The sequence below is a fragment of the Fluviicola taffensis DSM 16823 genome (genome assembly GCF_000194605.1).
GTDB classification, from domain to species: Bacteria; Bacteroidota; Bacteroidia; order Flavobacteriales_D; family Crocinitomicaceae; genus Fluviicola; species Fluviicola taffensis.
The window spans coordinates 4,281,790-4,300,006 of sequence record NC_015321.1 but is presented as its reverse complement, the minus strand read 5'-3'; the positions used below and the strand labels follow the sequence as shown (position 1 = coordinate 4,300,006).

Sequence of the window (18,217 nt, the reverse complement as noted above, 5' to 3'; positions counted from 1 at the left end):
TTGCTAACGACCATTTTTTTATCTTTAAATTGCTCCTTGTAAAGACCGGTTTAAGCAATGGTGTCTTAGAACCCCTGGCGTCATCAAGGTAAGGTTGTGTATGTGTAGGTGATTTTTCAGTTGCATTGTGTTAGAGTTAAATGGTGATACCGAAGCTTTGGGAATCCCGATCAGAATAATTCCAAATTCTAAAGACACAACCCTTGGAGTTTTTATTCATTTCAAAAACAGTGTTATGGAAGAAAAGAAAATTTCGTTGGAGGTGGTAAATCCCAATGCAGCAGGAATCGACATTGGTAGCAGAAGTCATTGGGTTGCTGTGGGACAGAATGCCGAAGATGTGAAGGAATTTGGTGTTTACAGTCAGGATCAAATGGATTTATGCGAGTGGTTAAAAGCCAAAAATGTAAATTCAATTGCCTTGGAAAGTACCGGTACCTATTGGCAAAATCTGTTTTCAACATTGGTTGGTCAAGGATTTGATGTCATTTTAGTTAATGGTCGACAAACTAAAAACATTAAAGGAAAAAAGACGGATATCAAGGATTGTCAATGGATACAAAAGCTACACTCGCTTGGACTTCTTTCTGCAAGTTTTTTACCTGATTCTGATACAGATACAGTAAGAACTTATTCAAGGCATCGACTTAATCTGTTAAACAGAAGTGCATCTTGTGTAAAGCGCATACAAAAGTACCTTCGCTTGATGAATATGAGGTTGGAAGTTGTTGTGAGGGATATTGTTGGACTCACAGGCACAAGTATTATTGAGGCATTTGTAAATGGTGAATATAATGGAACTGAATTAGCAAAATTAAGACACGGAAATTGCCGAAAATCAGAAGATGAAATCGCCAGAGCATTGCAATACAATAATAGACAAGATTACCTATTCGCACTTAAGCAAGAGTGGGAGACTTACAAGTACATTCAAAAACAAATACAACAAACCGACCTTGAAATCAATGATTTGCTTAAACACATAGTCGACAAGAATGACAACAAAAAGCAACACTACATTGAAAAAAAAAGCACAAGCGAAAAAATAAAAATGGTCTGACCGATACAGATTTGAATTTACTTGCATACCAATACTTCGAAGGGATTGATTTGATGGCTATTGAAGGTATCAATGAAGGACTTATAATAGCAATAATCAGTGAGATAGGATTGGAAGGAATACGGAAATTTCCGTCATCCAAACAATTTACAGCATGGCTCAGGCTAGCACCAAACAACAAAATCAGCGGTGGAAAAGTACTTTCACATCACATCCCCAAAGGTAGTTCGAGACTAAAAATTGCATTCAGAAATACTGCAAATGCAATCGGAAATTTAAAAGAAGGTTGGCTCGTAGATTTCTTCAAAAGAATAAACTACAAAAAAGGACGTGCAACAGCGGTCACTGCACTAGCAAGAAAATTGGCAGTTATTGTATGGAACATGCTCGTAAAAGGACAAGCTTACAATCCACCAACTGAATACTTATTCTTGGATGAAAAAAGAAAATTGAAACTAGTCGCAAGGGTTAAAAAACAAATCAATAAATTTGAGTTGACTAGGGAAGAATTGGGATTTGTAACAAATTGATTTTGAGTTACTATTGAAAACGTTAGTCAGAAGCTTAAGAACCGATATTGTGAATAAATAGCAGACAAGAAAATTGAAAAATAAAGGACTATTAATATCGACTATCATTTACTTTTTGATCCTCACCCTAAGTTACTATTGGGAAGGAAAACTTGGACTTATAACAGTACCTTTTTTTATAGTACTTGTGATAATTTATTTGGTATTCAGCTTCCTACTATTAAGGCAAATTTTCCTTTTGATTAAAGAAAAATTCACTGATAAAACACGTTTATTGAATTGCTGTATTATTATTACGATATTAATTCTAACTTTTTCAAAACCTCTTACTTTTTTGAAGAATTATTTTTTTATGGAGTTTGCTGAAATAGATAATAACAATGTTTTAGTTGCAAATAGATACGATGAGTGTACACGTGCTGAAACCTTTAAATTAAAAAGTGATTTTACATTTAGAGAAAAAAATGTTCGTTTCGGAGTCTCCGAAGTGATTGGTTCATATAGGATATCCAATGACACAATCCACTTTGAGAATGTGAAACGTGGGAAACAAGAAGATATACTGTGGGAGTTTGGTGTAATTGAAGAATTGGAAGTTTATACTGAAAATAAGTATGCCTTAAAATTGTTTAAGAACAAAAAAGACACGGTTGGGTTTTATTATTTTATTGGTAGAAACGATTTGAATATTAAACCCACAATAAAGCCGAACCGCTAACAGCCGTTTTGCAAAAGCGGGGGTATCGTGCTTCTTTGACAGTGAAGTGCTAAATTCATGCTTTGTGCATCAATGAAGTTTAGTGCTAAAAATCCCACCCATCGCAAATCTGCCAAACGTCAAACTGTCTAAAAACCCTTCCTTTTTCCACAAACGAATTTTCATAAAAATCAACCTTTTTTGATTGCCAAAAAACTGATTTTAGCTATCTTCAAGTATGAAATTCATTCGGTAAGCTTCCCCAAAAAACGAAACGTTTAAAAATAGAGTTCGTAAATTAGGAAGTATGAAAAGTTCAAAATTTAATGAGACGCAAATTATTGCAATTTTAAAACAGCAAGATTCTGGAATGTCAGTAAATGATATTTGCCGAGAACATGGAATCAGTCAGCCTACTTTTTATTCTTGGAAGAAGAAATATTCGGGGATGGATGCAGCTCACTTGAAGCGTTTAAAGGAGTTAGAAGCAGAGAAACTTGATGAAAGAAGAAAAGCAGTTTGGGTTAATTCCGATTTCAGAATATATTGAAACTATGAATTCAAGATATTTCGGAACTTTAAAAAATAAATAATACTAGCATGCTGTAAACAAAATGGCGCATAATTATATTCGAAAAAAAGCGCTACTTTGCCTACCGCGAAATTAGCAGCAACCCAAACAACCGTAAAAAACATTGAACAGACAAAAAATGGACAATACAAATAGAAAAAATCATTGGGAAACAGTTTATGAAACTAAAAACCCAGACCAAGTAAGTTGGACACAAGAAATTCCTAAAACTTCGCTTGACTTCATTTCATCTTTTGGAATAACAAAAGATGCTAAAATTATTGATATTGGTGGTGGCGACAGCAAACTTGTGGATTATTTGCTTGACAAAGGTTTTGAAAATATAACAGTTTTGGATATTTCTGAAAAAGCACTTGAAAAAGCAAAAAAACGCTTGGGCGACAAAGCCAAAAAAGTAAATTGGGTTGTTAGCGACATAACAGAATTTGAACCAAATACGACTTTTGACATTTGGCACGACAGAGCAACTTTTCACTTTTTGACAACGCCTGAACAAGTTGCAAAATATATGGAAATAGCAAGAAAATCTGTAATAGGTTTTATGACAATCGGAACTTTTTCGGAAAATGGACCGACAAAATGTAGCGGACTTCAAATTAAACAATACACAGAAAAAACTTTGACAAAAGAACTTGAAAACGGTTTTGACAAAATTCGTTGCATAACAGAAGATCATAAAACACCATTTAGCACGCTGCAAAATTTTCTATTTTGTAGCTTTAAACGACACTATGAAATTAAACGACAGACAAATTGAATACGGATTTAATTACTATTTCAAAGAAGAAAACGACAAAATAAAAAGCGTTGTAGAACTTGCTGAGTATAATGGAGAAGAAAAATTGACCATTAATTGCACACAACTTGGTGACTCTTTTACGCCTCAATACAAAACACAAAAAGAGAAAAAGCGTGTTGTTTTAGAATGGTGTGAATTTTTACATCAAAACCCAATGGCTTTTACTGAATTGCATTTTTGCACACGAATGCCACAAGAACTATTTGATGCAGTTTGTAGCCAAAAACGATTAAAACAATTAGACATAAAATGGGGAGCTTATAAAGATATCTCTGCAATTGAAAACTTGACAAGTATTGAATTGTTGCATATTGGTTCAGGAGCGAGTGTTGAAAGTATAAAACCATTATCCAAACTAAAAAACATTGTAGCATTATCAGTAGAAAATTTTCAGAAAATAGCAAACTATGACGACTTTTCCGAAATGACAACACTCGAAAGTTTAAGTATTGTTGGCGATGGAATGGGACCAAAGTTCATTAAAATTGACAATATTAATTTTGTAAGTAGAATGTCTCAACTTCGATTCTTTAAACTTTTAACGGAGCGACTTCAAAGCAAAGACTACACACCAGTTTTAGAATTAAAAAATGTAGAACATTTGACTTTAAGAAGCAACCAAGAAGTTTCAAAACTTTACAATGAACTAATTACATTGCCAAAATTAAAATGGGGACTTTTGAAAAATAAACCAGAATTATACGAAAAATAAAGAACTGCTAACAAGGCTTTTGCATCACTTCAAAACGGATAAAGAATTATGATAAACATTGACCAAAACACAAAAAAAATAGAAGAATTTATACAGAATTCAATTGATAAATTTAGAATGGATAACAGCGATCCGAATTCAATTGGAATATATTGTTGTCCTTGGGCTGGTTGGTTGACAACAAATTTCAACATAGACAAGACACTTGAGGAAACACAAAACAATTGCCCGGATTTTCAATTTGTTGAATTTGATTTTCTTGAATTACACGAATGGCAAGAGGAATATGAAAAAGATGATCCGGAATTTGAAATTAATGGACAGAAAATTCAACACAATCACGATTTTGGTGATGAAAAATTTAATGAACTAATATTTAACTATCTGATACCAATCGTTAAAGAATTAAAAAACAAAAACAATTCCACCTTTCTTCTACAAATGTTGGACAGCAATTTTATTCAACAAGTATAAAAGAACGCATAACATCGCCAAGCCGAGAAATGTTATGTGTCACTTTATGAAACCCTAAACTGAATGAAAATTTCAACTGACATATTAAAAGTTAACAGACAAAAACTACTGAATGCTTTTCCGGCAGACTTAAAACAAGATGTTGAAATTGTTGCAGACTTTTTGCTTGACAAAAACTTTGATATTCACCCAACTGTTGAACAAGAAGTTATACTTGACGGAAATAAATTAATCATTCCAGCACGGGTTTATTTTAACAATCCTAACGAAACAACAGGAAATAATCTGACAATTAAGCAACAAACTATTTTAAACTGTATTTATTTAAAACATCATAATGGCTTTGTTAGACAACAGCGGTTAGAAAAATTAATAGACAATACATTTGACTACTTTGTAATTCCATACATTTTTCAGCTTTTAGGAGAATATGTGATGGAAATTTTAGAAGTTGCTGACAAACACATTAACGACAAGACAATTGATAACTATTTGAAATTTTTTCATGAAAATCCAAAATATAGACAACAAATCGAAAGTAGAATGATAAGTTATTGGGATGCTTATTACAGACGAACAAAGTATAAAAAACTGAATGACTATATTGGAAAACAGATATTTAACCGAATAAAAAAAAGCGAACGCACAACATCGGTTTGGTAATAGTGCGGCTGAAGTGTTTCTATGAAATCCTGAGCTCCAAGACAGTAGGAATTCTATTTCCACCACAACGTTAGCCCTAATGCTAGAAGCGAACACCCAAACATCAAAAGTCAGAAAAAATGAACGAAAATGATACTAAACGACTTTCCAGACTGACTGCAATCCTAACCCAATTGCAAACCAAACGAATTTTGACAGCTGCAGAATTAGCAAACAAATTTTCGGTTAGTAAAAGGACCATTTATAGAGACATACGGGCTTTGGAACAGTCAGGTATTCCAATACTTACAGAGGAAGGTAAAGGTTATTCGCTCATGGAAGGTTACAATGTGCCACCTGTAATGTTTACAGAAGCACAAGCAAATGCGCTAATTACCGCAGAACAATGGGTTCTACAAAACAAAGACATTTCATTCATTAAAGAGTACACTGAAGCCATTGAGAAAATAAAAGCGGTACTGAAATACAACATACAAGAGAAAGCTAACTTTCTTTCAGAAAGAACACGATTTGACCAAAATACCTATCAGGAAAGCAACAGTAATCATTTGTCTGACTTACAATTTGCTCTGACAAATTTTCGTCTTACAAAAATTGAATACACCAACGAAAAAAATGAAACTACAACCAGACTCATTGAACCATTTGCTCTGCTAAGCACCGAAAATTGGTTGTTGGTTGCCTATTGTCTATTAAGAAGAGAATTTCGATTTTTTCGTTTGGACAGAATTAGAAAACTGGAAATACTTACCGATCAGTTTGAACCACATAAAATGACTTTGCAGGAATATTTTGAGAAATACCACTAGTTTATTTTTGACCCTTGCCATAAGGCTGTCACTTGTCAGGTATAAGTTTGCATCATTAATCTTTAAAAGACAGAAAAATGACAAACGTAATTAATTCAATGATTAACTCAACCAATTTTCCCAAACCCACTCTTATTTCAGTCAACGGTGTGAAACTGGAAGTCTTTGAAGCTGGTAAACAAAATGCTGGAAAACCTATTGTACTCTGTCACGGTTTTCCAGAACATGCTTTTTCTTGGCGTCATCAGGTACCTGCACTTGTTGCGGCTGGCTATCATGTTATCATTCCAAACCAAAGAGGTTATGGGAACTCATCCTGTCCGACTGAAGTAACTGAATACGACATTGAACACTTGACAGGTGACCTAGTCGCATTACTCGATTACTTTGGATATGAAGATGCCACTTTTGTTGGTCACGATTGGGGTGCAAATGTCGTTTGGAGTCTGGCACTATTACATCCTGAACGAGTAAATAAAATAATAAACTTGGCTTTGCCTTATCAAGAGCGTGGAGAAAAGCCATGGATCGAGTTTATGGAAGTACTATTTGGAGGAGACTTCTATTTTGTTCACTTCAATCGACAACCAGGAGTAGCAGATGCTATAATGAATGAAAACACATCCCAGTTCCTACGTAACATATTTCGTAAAAATGTTCCTCCCACACTACCAGAGCCTGGCATGCTAATGATAAATCTTGCAAGAGCAGAAAAACCACTAGGAGACCCCTTAATGGAGGATAATGAACTGTCTGTGTTCGTGTCTGCTTTCGAATCATCAGGGTTTACAGGAAGTATAAATTGGTACAGAAACATGGATAGAAATTGGCACTTAATGGAAAATGTAAAACCAATCATTCATCAGCCGACTCTTATGATATATGGTGAACAGGATACAATTCCAAAATCTGAAAACCTAAAAAATATCGTTCCTAATTTGGATGTTGTTAGTCTGGATTGTGGTCATTGGATTCAGCAAGAAAAGCAAGAGGAAACAACCCAATCAATTTTAAAATGGCTAGAACAACAGAATGCTTAATAAGGAAATAGAAACATATTGTCCTCAAAGCCAAACAGATTGGAGACAATGGCTGGAAAAAAACCATCAGTCCAAACAATCTGTTTGGCTTGTTTATTACACAAAAAAGTCTACTATTCCTTCAATAAGTTGGAGTGAAGCCGTTGATGAAGCTCTTTGCTTCGGTTGGATTGACAGTACCAAAAAAACAATTGATGATTCTTCGTTTATGCAGTTTTTTTGCAAACGTAAACCTAAAAGCATATGGTCAAAAATCAACAAGGAAAAAGTTCAGCAACTCATTGAAAACGGGCGAATGACAAAAGCGGGTTACGAAAGTGTTGAAACTGCAAAACAAAACGGATCCTGGATAATTCTGGACGAAGTTGAAGCATTGATAATCCCGAACGACTTAGAACAAGCGTTCAAAATTCACAAAGGTTCAAAGGACTATTTTCTAAGTTTGAGTAAATCGGCACAAAAAATGATGTTGAGCTGGATTGTCCTTGCGAAACTACAAGAAACGCGGCAAAAACGTATTGACGAAATTGCACAAAGTGCTGGGCAGAATCTGAAGCCGAAGCACTTGCGATAGAAAACACACATACGCTAGTGGGGTTTTGTATAAGTGTCTATTTAAGTGCTTTGAATGAAAATTTTGAGAATAAATCCAAACTAATATTTACCTTTAAAAATGATCGAAAGCATCTTGCAGAACCCATTAGACTTGTACCGAACAGGACAAATATCAATGAAAGAAAAATAGACAATTGTAAAGACGTCTGTGGTTAAGAACAGTTTCTCAAAATGACGGATTCATTACTGAAATTAAGTCTTGTTCGAGGTTGAACATTTCTATTTTAATCGTTAAATAGATTGGATGTTCGAAGCTTCTTTATGTATTATTGGTTTCTTTTCAATTGGAATATTTTACCTTTATGAGATAATGATTTTCTATGAATAGCATCAAATCAGTTAAAGTATCACTTCAAATAATGTTGTTTGTAGTTCTATTTACTTCATGTGGATCTACTCCCAGTAAATCGACTAAAGATAGTACTACTCCTGAAGTTTCGATACAATATTCTGCAGCTAGCCAACCGAAGCTTTCGGAGGAGTTTAAGATTTATTATGTCCGTTGGGAAGAACGGGCGAAAGGAGCTGAAAATATCGGGTTCATTTCTTTTTCGGATGATTATCCATTGAGTGAGCATCCAGATTCGCTAGCAATTCCAGATATTTCAGACATGCCTTACGATTCGATTCAATACTTTGAACTTACAGGGAAATACCGAGAACAATTTTTGAATAAAACGGGTGTTTCTGAAGATGATAAATTGTTCGTTTTTAATTATTCCACAGGGAAAATTCAGTCATTCTTAATCAAGAAACTACCTTTATCTGCTTTAATTAATCCTTATGCTTCAGAAGGCGATGCTACTTTTGATCAGTTTTCCTACATGATTGGATTTGGAATCGATAGATCCATGCTGAGCGAGATTGGAGGAGATTATTACAATCATGTCTTGGTTTCTGTTGGAAAGAAAAACCCCTTTCTAGTCAAAAAACTGAACTTGATAACATGGAGTAAAGTTGATTCCGAAAAATTCCCTGCTGTAAAATTCCGATCGGATATTGTGAGTGAACTGAAGAACTTTCGGAAGCTGGAAACAAATATATGTCAATTAGATACACTTCATTTTTTTGCCCAAGAGCTCAAAGAAGAAAAAGCAGATTATAATCGATCTGCTAGACATGTAATAGTGATAAATACGAAGTCAGGGAAGGTTGAATTTGAAGAGCTTTACACCGAAAATGAGAGTGTAGGAATTGCTCATTTGAACGGGATATTCAAGGATTCTCGAGAAACTAATCAGTGGACTGGGCAGCTTTTTAAGAATAGAAGTCCAGTTATTTTTGGTTTTACAAACAATTCTTTCGGTTGCTCATTGATTTACTTTATGGGCCAACCTCAACGATTCATTTATACGAAATGCGATAGCCGACATTGATTGAAAATCTGTTTCAATCAAATTTAAGAGCGTAATATTTTTTCCATTTTCTTTCTCTTGGCCAATTCATCGACTAATTTATCAAGGTATCGAACTTTTTTGGTAAGTGGATTTTCAATTTCTTCAATGCGATAACCACAAATCATTCCAGTAATGAGTTCTACATTTGGGTGTAAGATTGCTTGTTCAAAAAAGGTTTCAAAAGTGGCTTTCTCATCAATTAGTTGTTGTTGTTTTGTGATGTCAAATCCAGTAAGCCATTCAATCACTTGATTCAATTCTTGCTCGGTTCGGCCTTTCTTTTCAACTTTTGCAACATAGTGTGGGTAAACCGTAGCAAAGGTCATTTTTGCCATGCGCTCATTGTGTATGGGAGATGTGCTCATACTGTTTGGCTTTAAGTCTCTTGCAAAGATATGAATTACAAAAAAGAGTAGAGTCGTCAAAAAAACGACCCAACTCTGATTTTTCTTCCTAGGTTTAAATTCATTTGAAATTTACTCAAAATCCAGGTAATCGAATAAGATCTCCAAATAGTGAACAAGGTTTCCTTCAAACCATGACTAATTGAATACCACTCAAATCGGCTTTGCCATTTTTTAAAAACTCATAGGTGATTCGATCTGCTTGACAATTAATAAACTTGATTTGTTTTAGACTTTTGTTTTTAAAGAAGGTATTGGTAAGAATTGCATCCTGAAACGTAACTCTTTTAAAAGCACAGTTCTCAAAAGAACAATCTTTCAAGGTGCCTGTAAAAACAAGATCGGCAATGTATGATAGTGAAAAAGAGGTGTCTTTCCAGGTCGTATTTTCAAGGATACTATTCTCAATTCCACCAGCTTTAATGATTGCTCCCGTAAAGTTTGCCCCTGAAAAATCTCCACCAATAATATGGCTTCCTGAAAATTCTGTTTCTACTAAAGAACAGTTCTTAAATAGATTTCCAGATAAGTGGGAGCCTTGGATAGAACTATGACTGAAATCGGAATTTGAGAAATCACAACGATCAATGTTATTCCCTTTTAGGATAAGTCCAGACAAGTCTGAGCTGATGAATTTACAGCGTTGCATGTTGGATGAGCTAAATTTCTCATTTAACCCTTTCAAACCAGAAAAATCAGCATCTAGCCAATTCCCTCTAGACATATCCCAGTTGAGTTTTTTTTCTGACTTTTTAGGTTTTTCCAACAATTCTTGCAATGAATTAGAAGACTTCTTTTCCTCTGATACTGCCGACGTAAATCCATCTGAGAAGTAATTTAAATCAACATCCAAAATTTCTGATAAACGATTCAGTGTAATAATATCTGGCATTGATTCTCCACGTTCCCATTTTCCAACTGCCTGAGGACTGATAAATAAACGCTCTGAAAGTTGAGCTTGAGAAATGGTTGTTTTTTTTCTTGCATCTGCAATTCGTTGACCGATAATTTTTGTACTTAACATAAGACTATTTATTAAAAATTAGACCCTGCAAAGGTATTTGCATGCATTCCGAGCATCGATAAATGTACAACTACTTATGGTTGTAATTGAATTACTTTTAGCTGTTTTTGACAACTTTTGGTTGTTTTGAAAAATCACACATTTATTTTTTGAAGTTTCCTTGCTTTTTGTATCTTGGGACGTTAATTACTAACTAGTTGCATAACTAAACACTATTTCATTGAAGCGCTCTATTTTAAACTTAAGTATTCTCGACAGCTTGCTTGAAGGATTTCAAGTAATAGATTACAATTGGAAATACCTTTATGTCAATCAAACGGTTGCAGTTCAAGGTCAAAGTACTACTGAAACGCTCATTGGTAAAACGATGATGGAATGTTATCCTGGTATTGAAAACACTACGATGTTTAGCCAATTGAAAATCTGTATGGAAGAACGTGTAACTCTCCAGTTTGAAAATGAATTCACCTATAACAATAAAACTAAAAATTGGTTTGAATTACGAATAGAGCCCATTCCTGAAGGGATTTTCGTTTTGTCGACTAATATTACGAATCGAAAAAAAGCAGAAAAGGAGCTACTTCAATTGAAGAATAGTCTCGAAAAGAAGGTTCAAAAGCGAACTGCTGAACTTGAAAAGTTGAACAATGAAAAAGATGTTATTCTAAAAGAAATGCATCATCGGGTCAAGAATAACCTGCAAATAATTTCCAGTCTCATTCGATTACAAATAGATGAGGGAGATAATAACTTCAACGGCGTATTGGACAAAACGCAATCACGAATAGAAACAATTGCCAGTATTCACGAATCTCTCTACAAGCACAAGGATTTAGCATTGATTAATGTGGCTAATTATTGGGAGAAGTTAATCAATGATTGTTTGAATTCATTGGTGAATGAGCCCGCAAATTTCAAACTCAATCTCGACATCGATTATCTAGAGTTTCCGGTAGATAAAATGATTCCACTTGCATTGTTAATCAATGAATTAGTGACCAATTCCATTTTGCATGGCTTCAAAGGACAAAATCACGGCTCCATTTATCTTTCATTGAGACTTAAGAATGATAAATATCTCCTAACCTACAAAGATGACGGTGTTGGATTCAAAGAGGTGAATCAGGATGAAAATGATCATCACTTAGGTCACTTTTTGATAGAAGGTTTTGCAGAACAATTGAATGGTTCTATTCAACGGATTGATACCGAAGTGGGGGTTCATTTCGAATTGGAGTTTGCGTGATTTTTATTTCCCACTTACGTGTACAGATGAACACGGAGGTATATGTAACATGTTATTTTTCACAAACTCATATTTATGAGATACTAGATTAATAACCATTCAGTTTTCGGAAAATGTTTCCTTTTATGAAATCTGTATTGAAATTCACCAAGATACCAAGTCTCAATCCTGCTAATTTCAGATAGCTAATCAATTGTTTGTGGTGAACATTGTTTAAGGATTCAATGGATTTTATTTCGATGATTACTTGGCCTTCAACTAGCAAATCCACTCTGTAAGCGTCTTCCCAAATTGCACCTTTGTAATTTAATGCAAGTTTCACTTGAGATTTAACATTTAATCCACGAAATTCTAATTCATGTTTTAATGCAAATTCGTAAGATGATTCGAGTAGTCCAGGACCCAATGTGAAGTAAACTTCATAGATGGACGAACAAATGTGTGTGCTGATTTCATTTTCTGTCATACTTAAAGTTCAGATGAAGAAAGTTGATATCCAATAGGATAGATAGTATTATTTTCCGTTTTATTTCGTTATATTATTGTTCGATGGATTTAAGATAAAGACTTTTAGCTCTATTGATCTTCCAATCTGACACACTTATTTGCACATATGTTTTTGAATGGAATTTAGCTTGTGTGCCCTTCGTGTTCTATAGTGGGATAAACTAAAGAGTTTGAAACCTGTAAGAATACAAACCACGATCACGATCTAATCCCACTTAGTTATTTCCCACTTAGGTGCACTTATGAGCACTGATGTTTTTAAAAATGTATTTAGCTTGTGTGTCCTTTGGTCCTCTTTGGTGGGAGAAACTAAAGAGTTTGAAACCTGTAAGAATACAAACCACGATTTCGATCTAATCCCACTTAGTTATTTCCCACTTAGGTGCACTTATGAGCACTGATGTTTTTAAATATGTATTTGGCTTTTGGAGCCCTTCGTGTTCTATAGTGGGAGAAACTAAAGAGTTTGAAACCTGTAAGAATACAAACCACGATCACGATCTAATCCCACTTAGTTATTTCCCACTTAGGTGCACTTATGAGCACTGATGTTTTTAAAAATGTATTTAGCTTGTGTGCCCTTTTGTCCTCTTTGGTGGGGAAAAGAATGATTCAATCGATTATAATACCAGTAATCCTGCATCTTTTAATTGTGCTACTTGTTTTCCGTACCAGAATGGTTCAAAATCTTCTATGCTGTTGTGTTTCTCGTAATCAGATTTGATTTCCTGGAACAACTTGTTTTTATTATTCGAAGTTGAAAGTTCTTGAAGAATTTTCTCCAGCCAGATTCCTTGACTTTTGCTGACTTGAATCGAAAAAACATTCCTTTTGGTATGAAAGGTCAGTTCAGACATTTCCCATTGATTTCCTTTTTTATTCTTTGTATAGAAATTCAAGGTGGGCTTTTTACCCAGCCAAACAATTTTTGAACTGGCTTTTGTCGAAGGAATTTCTAGCTCTTCAATAGCATCTAGAATGAAATTGGGAGAAATGTTGGTTCGTGGAATTTTAAAGTCAAACCAGCTTTGCAAAGGCATGTCGAAACCGATGCCATGCATGAAGTTGTACAATGATTTTTTGAGTCCAAAACTGAACTGTTCGTGATCAATTCCTGTTTTATCTTGATGAACAAGGTCGTTATTAGCGAAAGTTCCTAATCCTGTTTCTCGAATGACATTAAATTGCTCAGGATTCAATCCAATCGGACTATGAGCAGTCATTGCAAATTGATGCCAGAAACCTGATTGTAGTACGCCTGTTTCAAATAATTGACGCACCATTTCAAGTGAATCAATTGTTTCTTGAACGGTTTGTGTTGGGAATCCATACATCAAATAGGCATGAACCATAATTCCAGTTTCTGTGAAATTGCGGGTTACTTTGGCAACCTGTGAAACAGTTACGCCTTTGTCTATGAGTGTTAATAAACGATCTGAAGCAACTTCTAGTCCACCAGAAACCGCAATACAACCAGAATTTTTAAGTAGAATACATAAATCGTGAGTAAAGCTCTTTTCAAAGCGAATATTGGTCCACCAACTCACTACTAGTTTTCTTCGAATGATTTCCAATGCCAATTCACGCATCAAAGCTGGAGGAGCTGCTTCATCTACAAAGTGAAATCCATTTTGACCAGTTTGAAGAATCAATTCTTCCATGCGGTCAACAAGAATCTTTGCTGTAGCTGGTTCGTAGATTTTGATGTAATCCAAAGAAATATCGCAAAAGGTGCATTTCCCCCAGTAACAGCCGTGTGCCATTGTTAACTTATTCCATCTGCCATCGCTCCACATACGGTGCATCGGATTTACAATTTCTATAACCGAAATGTATTGATCAAGCAGTAAATCACTGTAATCGGGAGTTCCGAGGTCTTTTTGTTTGTAATCGGGTGTTTTGGAATTGTTTATATAGACAACCTGATTGTCAATAAGTGCAAAGGTGCGTTTCAGTTCTTGAATAGCTCGTTTTCCGTGCAAATATTCCACCAAATTCTCAATCGGAGCCTCACCGTCATCGAGTGTAATGAAATCGAAGAACTCAAATACACGCGCATCAGAAACGGAACGCAATTCAGTATTGGGAAATCCGCCTCCCATGGCAGTTTTTACTTTGGGATATTGTTTTTTAATGTATTGTGCACAGCGAAAAGCCGCATATAGATTTCCTGGAAAAGGAACGGAAAAGGCCACCATGTTTGGATCAACTTCCTGAAAGCGTTTTTCAAGGATTTCGAGTAGGATTTTATCGGTAAAAGTAATTTCTTGTTGGAGAGCATCGTATAATTCGTCAAACTTCAGTGCAGATCGTCCTAATCGTTCAGCATACCGGCTAAACCCAAAATGAGAATCAACTGTTTCAACGATTAAATCGGAAATGTCTTCCAAATAAAGCGTAGCTAAATGTTTTGCTTTATCCTGGGTTCCCATGATTCCAAACGCCCAATCTAGTTCTTCCAGTTGGTTGAAGCGAGATGCTTCGGGTAAAAAATCATCCTGACAAATAGGGTGTGCCAAGCTTGGATTTTTTCCTTGTAAGAAGCCAATAACAGAATCAATGGTTTGAATGTAATCTGCTTTTAGCGCAACGATTCGCTCGGCATTCTCTGAAAGTTGTAAATCTTTCGTCTCTATTTCAGCAAAAAGTGTCGTTAATCCAGTTTTAGAAAACAATTCAAGAATAACTTCGATTCCTAAATCTGCCTGAATGGAAGCGATGTTTTTGGTATTCAAAAACCCTTTTAGGTAAGCCGTGGCCGGATACGGAGTATTGAGCTGCGTAAATGGAGGAGTAACTAATAAGAGCTGATTTTTCAAGAGAAGACTTTAAGTAAATACAACTGCAAAAGTATGGCTATTTTATCTAATTACGAATACTTAATGCCGAATGATATGAAGCCAGTGAAATATTTTTTTTTGTAAATATTTGTGTAGTTAAATAGCTACATATATTTGTAGTCAAATAGCTACACGATGAAGCGAGGCTATATTGAGTTTCATCCGATATTAAAAAATAAAAAGTTACGAATGAATTTAAGACGAGATGTATTTCAGGCTATAGCAGATCCAACTAGAAGAGCGATTCTATTGCTGTTGGCTTCACAATCCATGACAGCTGGAGCTATTGCCTCTAATTTTGATACTGCAAGACCAACCGTGTCGAAACATTTACAAATTCTCACCGAATGTGAATTGTTACAACAAACTCAAAATGGGAGAGAAGTTTATTATCAAATTAACGCCAAAAACATGAAAGAAGTCGCCGACTTTATCGAACCATTTCGCCAACTCTGGGATGACCGATTCAACAAACTGGAAGAGATCATGAAAACTTATAAGGATAAATAAGACAAAAATTCTCCCACATAGGAACACAGAAGAAATATTGAATCAAACCTCCTTGTTCATCCGTGCACGTCTGTGGGGAATAAAAAAAAGATTATGGAACGAAAAACACACATTCACGCCGAAGATGGCAAACAGGAATTAACAATCACACGGGAATTTGATTTGCCCTTGAAATTACTTTTTAAAGCGTATGAAGAAGCAGAAATCGTGGAGCAATGGATGGGAACCAAAGTGTTGAAATTGGAAAACAAAAAGCATGGTGCTTATCAGTTTGAAACAACTGACCCAATGGGAAATAAACATGGTTTCCATGGAACGATACATGATTTCATTCCGAACCAGAAAATAGTTAGAACCTTTGAAATGGAAAGTGCTGCGATTGGTCCTCAATTGGAATTTCTGGAGTTCGAGAAATTATCTGATAGCAGGAGTAAATTGACTATGCAGGTTATTTATCGTTCCGTTGAAGCACGTGCTATGCAATTGAAAATGCCATTTGAAATGGGATTGAACATGGCGCATAATCGAATGGAAGAGATTTTGAAATAATTATAAATGGGCCAATTATTAAGGAGATTTATTGAATAAAGAGAAAATCCCCTTGATAATTGATAATTAGAGAATTAATATATGAGAACAAAAAAAATAATTTATTGGATTGCCACGATTTGGCTTTCTCTGGGAATGCTTTCAACCGGAATTGTACAGTTGCTAAAAATGAAACAAGATGTAGACCGAATGGCTGAGTTGCAATATCCAGTTTATTTGTTGACCCTCTTAGGAATTTGGAAAATACTGGGAGTTATTGCGATTCTGATTCCAAAATTTCCAATCTTGAAAGAATGGGCGTATGCAGGTTTTTTCTTCGCTATGTCGGGAGCAGTATTTTCGCATATTGCATCTGGAAGTCCGATGATTGAAATCTTTCCGTCGCTCTTGCTTTTAATTTTAACTGGTGTATCTTGGTGTTTGAGACCAGTGAATAGAAAGGTTGTCGTAATACATTGAGCGTATGAATCCGAAAGTTGATTGGTTCTTTGAGAAAGAAGAAAAATGGAAAGAGGAGGTGACTGAACTGAGAAAGATTGTTCTCGAATGTCACTTGACAGAAGATTTGAAATGGGGTTGTCCTTGTTACACTTACGAGGATAAAAACATTCTTTTGATTCATGTTTTCAAAGAATACTGTGCTTTTCTGCTTTTTAAAGGCGCTTTGATGAAGGATCCGAAGGGAATTTTAATTCAACAAACTGAAAATGTACAAGCAGCAAGACAAATCCGATTTACGAGTTTGAAAGAAATTAAAAAACTGAGTTCTGATTTGAAGAAGTATATTTTTCACGCAATTGAAGTGGAAGAATCGGGAGTGAAAGTACCTTTGAAAAAGACGAAGGAATTTCCTGTGACAGTAGAATTGGAAGTTAAATTTAACGAACTCCCAGATTTGAAGAAGGCTTTTGAAGCGCTAACTCCAGGTCGACAAAGAGCTTATTTACTTCATTTGTCGCAACCCAAACAAGCGAAAACACGTGAGATTCGGATTGAAAAATGCATACCCTACATACTCAATGGAAAAGGATTGAACGATGTAAATGAATATTTGATGAACAAAAAAAAGAAGAATGAGTAAGGAATTATCGTCGCAAGAAACGCAAGAATTGTTGAAGATGTTGAAAGCGCGTTTTGAGAAGAATATGGATCGCCATAAAGGTCTTGATTGGTCAAAGATTGTAGCTAAATTGGAAGCAAATCCAACCAAATTGTGGTCGTTGGATGAAATGGAAAGCACAGATGGCGAACCAGATGTAATAGGTTATGACAAGAAAACGGATGAATATCTTTTTGTAGATTGTTCGGCAGAAAGTCCCAAAGGTAGAAGAAGTTTGTGTTACGACCGCGAAGCTTTAAATTCTCGGAAAGAGCATAAGCCAGCAAATAGTGTATTGGATATGGCAGACGAGATGGGAATTGAGCTCTTGACAGAAGAAGAGTACAGATCATTGCAGCAATTGGGAGATTTCGATAAAAAAACATCAAGTTGGGTACAAACACCTGAAAAAATTAGAAAGCTAGGTGGTGCTATTTTTTGTGATAATCGTTTCCAAACTATTTTCACATATTGCAACGGCGCTGAATCGTATTATGCGGCAAGAGGATTTAGAGGAATGGTACGCGTTTGATATATTTGCTTACTAAAAATCTACTTGTTTAATTTTCAAATGATTGATTTATCTCGCTGATTTTTCATATAGAATCGACTTGTCGAATAATTTGTTTATTCGTATTTTCAGAGTCTGA

At 35.2% G+C, this 18,217-nt stretch carries 21 protein-coding genes and 1 pseudogene; 18 read left to right on the top strand and 4 right to left on the bottom strand.

The window, feature by feature from the left end; genetic code table 11:
- Positions 1-235 precede the first annotated feature (235 nt).
- The 12 genes and pseudogenes from FLUTA_RS21890 (at position 236) to FLUTA_RS18805 (ending at position 9,367) form a co-directional block, all read left to right on the top strand.
- Positions 236-1,060, top strand: a complete 825-nt coding sequence (locus tag FLUTA_RS21890; protein WP_245545455.1) for an IS110 family transposase — start codon at positions 236-238, stop codon at positions 1,058-1,060.
- Positions 1,061-1,071: 11 nt separating this feature from the next.
- On the top strand, positions 1,072-1,590 hold the full coding sequence (locus tag FLUTA_RS21885) for a transposase (RefSeq protein ID WP_245545454.1): 519 nt from the start codon (positions 1,072-1,074) through the stop codon (positions 1,588-1,590).
- 352 nt (positions 1,591-1,942) lie between these two features.
- Complete coding sequence (locus FLUTA_RS18850; RefSeq protein WP_043023940.1) at positions 1,943-2,308, top strand: hypothetical protein; 366 nt, start codon at positions 1,943-1,945, stop codon at positions 2,306-2,308.
- Between the two features lie 286 nt (positions 2,309-2,594).
- A pseudogene (tnpA, locus tag FLUTA_RS18845) lies at positions 2,595-2,780 on the top strand (IS66 family insertion sequence element accessory protein TnpA); the annotation flags it as partial.
- A gap of 217 nt (positions 2,781-2,997) precedes the next feature.
- On the top strand, positions 2,998-3,636 hold the full coding sequence (locus FLUTA_RS18840) for a class I SAM-dependent methyltransferase (RefSeq protein WP_013688499.1): 639 nt from the start codon (positions 2,998-3,000) through the stop codon (positions 3,634-3,636).
- Entirely contained in the window at positions 3,611-4,390 is a 780-nt protein-coding gene (locus tag FLUTA_RS18835) for a hypothetical protein (protein WP_013688498.1), read from the top strand. The genes FLUTA_RS18840 and FLUTA_RS18835 overlap by 26 nt, the downstream gene beginning before the upstream one ends.
- Before the next feature lie 48 nt (positions 4,391-4,438).
- On the top strand, positions 4,439-4,864 hold the full coding sequence (locus FLUTA_RS18830; RefSeq protein ID WP_013688497.1) for a hypothetical protein: 426 nt from the start codon (positions 4,439-4,441) through the stop codon (positions 4,862-4,864).
- A gap of 63 nt (positions 4,865-4,927) precedes the next feature.
- A complete protein-coding gene (locus FLUTA_RS18825) occupies positions 4,928-5,527 on the top strand; it encodes a hypothetical protein (RefSeq protein ID WP_013688496.1) in 600 nt (199 codons plus the stop codon).
- A gap of 119 nt (positions 5,528-5,646) precedes the next feature.
- Positions 5,647-6,336, top strand: coding sequence for a helix-turn-helix transcriptional regulator (locus FLUTA_RS18820; protein WP_013688495.1), 690 nt, complete (start codon positions 5,647-5,649; stop codon positions 6,334-6,336).
- A 77-nt stretch (positions 6,337-6,413) separates the two neighbouring features.
- Positions 6,414-7,376 (top strand): alpha/beta fold hydrolase, encoded by a 963-nt coding sequence (locus tag FLUTA_RS18815; protein WP_013688494.1) that lies wholly within the window; start codon positions 6,414-6,416, stop codon positions 7,374-7,376.
- Entirely contained in the window at positions 7,369-7,950 is a 582-nt protein-coding gene (locus tag FLUTA_RS18810; RefSeq protein ID WP_013688493.1) for a YdeI/OmpD-associated family protein, read from the top strand. Before FLUTA_RS18815 ends, FLUTA_RS18810 begins: the two co-directional genes overlap by 8 nt.
- Before the next feature lie 361 nt (positions 7,951-8,311).
- Entirely contained in the window at positions 8,312-9,367 is a 1,056-nt protein-coding gene (locus FLUTA_RS18805; RefSeq protein WP_013688492.1) for a hypothetical protein, read from the top strand.
- Positions 9,368-9,390: 23 nt separating this feature from the next.
- Here FLUTA_RS18805 and FLUTA_RS18800 read toward each other — a convergent pair whose 3' ends face one another.
- Together FLUTA_RS18800 and FLUTA_RS18795 are read right to left on the bottom strand one after the other, a co-directional pair.
- Positions 9,391-9,753 carry a DUF2200 domain-containing protein gene (locus FLUTA_RS18800; protein WP_013688491.1) on the bottom strand — a complete coding sequence of 121 codons (363 nt, stop codon included), beginning with the start codon at positions 9,751-9,753 and terminating at the stop codon, positions 9,391-9,393.
- Positions 9,754-9,919: 166 nt separating this feature from the next.
- Positions 9,920-10,816: a pentapeptide repeat-containing protein gene (locus FLUTA_RS18795; protein ID WP_013688490.1), complete on the bottom strand. Its 897-nt coding sequence runs from the start codon at positions 10,814-10,816 to the stop codon at positions 9,920-9,922.
- 220 nt (positions 10,817-11,036) lie between these two features.
- On the opposite strand from FLUTA_RS18795, the gene FLUTA_RS21055 reads away from it, so the two are divergent.
- The gene (locus FLUTA_RS21055) at positions 11,037-12,062 is read left to right on the top strand and encodes a PAS domain-containing sensor histidine kinase (protein WP_013688489.1); all 1,026 of its coding nucleotides are present in this window, start codon (positions 11,037-11,039) and stop codon (positions 12,060-12,062) included.
- Between the two features lie 88 nt (positions 12,063-12,150).
- Here the strand turns inward: FLUTA_RS21055 and FLUTA_RS18785 are convergent, their stop codons facing one another.
- Positions 12,151-12,528, bottom strand: coding sequence for a GxxExxY protein (locus FLUTA_RS18785; RefSeq protein ID WP_013688488.1), 378 nt, complete (start codon positions 12,526-12,528; stop codon positions 12,151-12,153).
- A gap of 661 nt (positions 12,529-13,189) precedes the next feature.
- A complete protein-coding gene (locus FLUTA_RS18780; protein ID WP_013688487.1) occupies positions 13,190-15,388 on the bottom strand; it encodes a B12-binding domain-containing radical SAM protein in 2,199 nt (732 codons plus the stop codon).
- Between the two features lie 210 nt (positions 15,389-15,598).
- On the opposite strand from FLUTA_RS18780, the gene FLUTA_RS18775 reads away from it, so the two are divergent.
- From FLUTA_RS18775 to FLUTA_RS18755, 5 genes are all read left to right on the top strand, one after another.
- The gene (locus FLUTA_RS18775) at positions 15,599-15,919 is read left to right on the top strand and encodes an ArsR/SmtB family transcription factor (RefSeq protein ID WP_013688486.1); all 321 of its coding nucleotides are present in this window, start codon (positions 15,599-15,601) and stop codon (positions 15,917-15,919) included.
- 93 nt (positions 15,920-16,012) lie between these two features.
- Positions 16,013-16,468, top strand: a complete 456-nt coding sequence (locus FLUTA_RS18770; RefSeq protein ID WP_013688485.1) for an SRPBCC domain-containing protein — start codon at positions 16,013-16,015, stop codon at positions 16,466-16,468.
- A gap of 81 nt (positions 16,469-16,549) precedes the next feature.
- The gene (locus tag FLUTA_RS18765; RefSeq protein ID WP_013688484.1) at positions 16,550-16,927 is read left to right on the top strand and encodes a DoxX family protein; all 378 of its coding nucleotides are present in this window, start codon (positions 16,550-16,552) and stop codon (positions 16,925-16,927) included.
- Between the two features lie 4 nt (positions 16,928-16,931).
- Entirely contained in the window at positions 16,932-17,549 is a 618-nt protein-coding gene (locus FLUTA_RS18760; protein WP_013688483.1) for a YdeI/OmpD-associated family protein, read from the top strand.
- Complete coding sequence (locus tag FLUTA_RS18755) at positions 17,542-18,099, top strand: DUF4256 domain-containing protein (RefSeq protein ID WP_013688482.1); 558 nt, start codon at positions 17,542-17,544, stop codon at positions 18,097-18,099. Before FLUTA_RS18760 ends, FLUTA_RS18755 begins: the two co-directional genes overlap by 8 nt.
- Positions 18,100-18,217 lie beyond the last annotated feature (118 nt).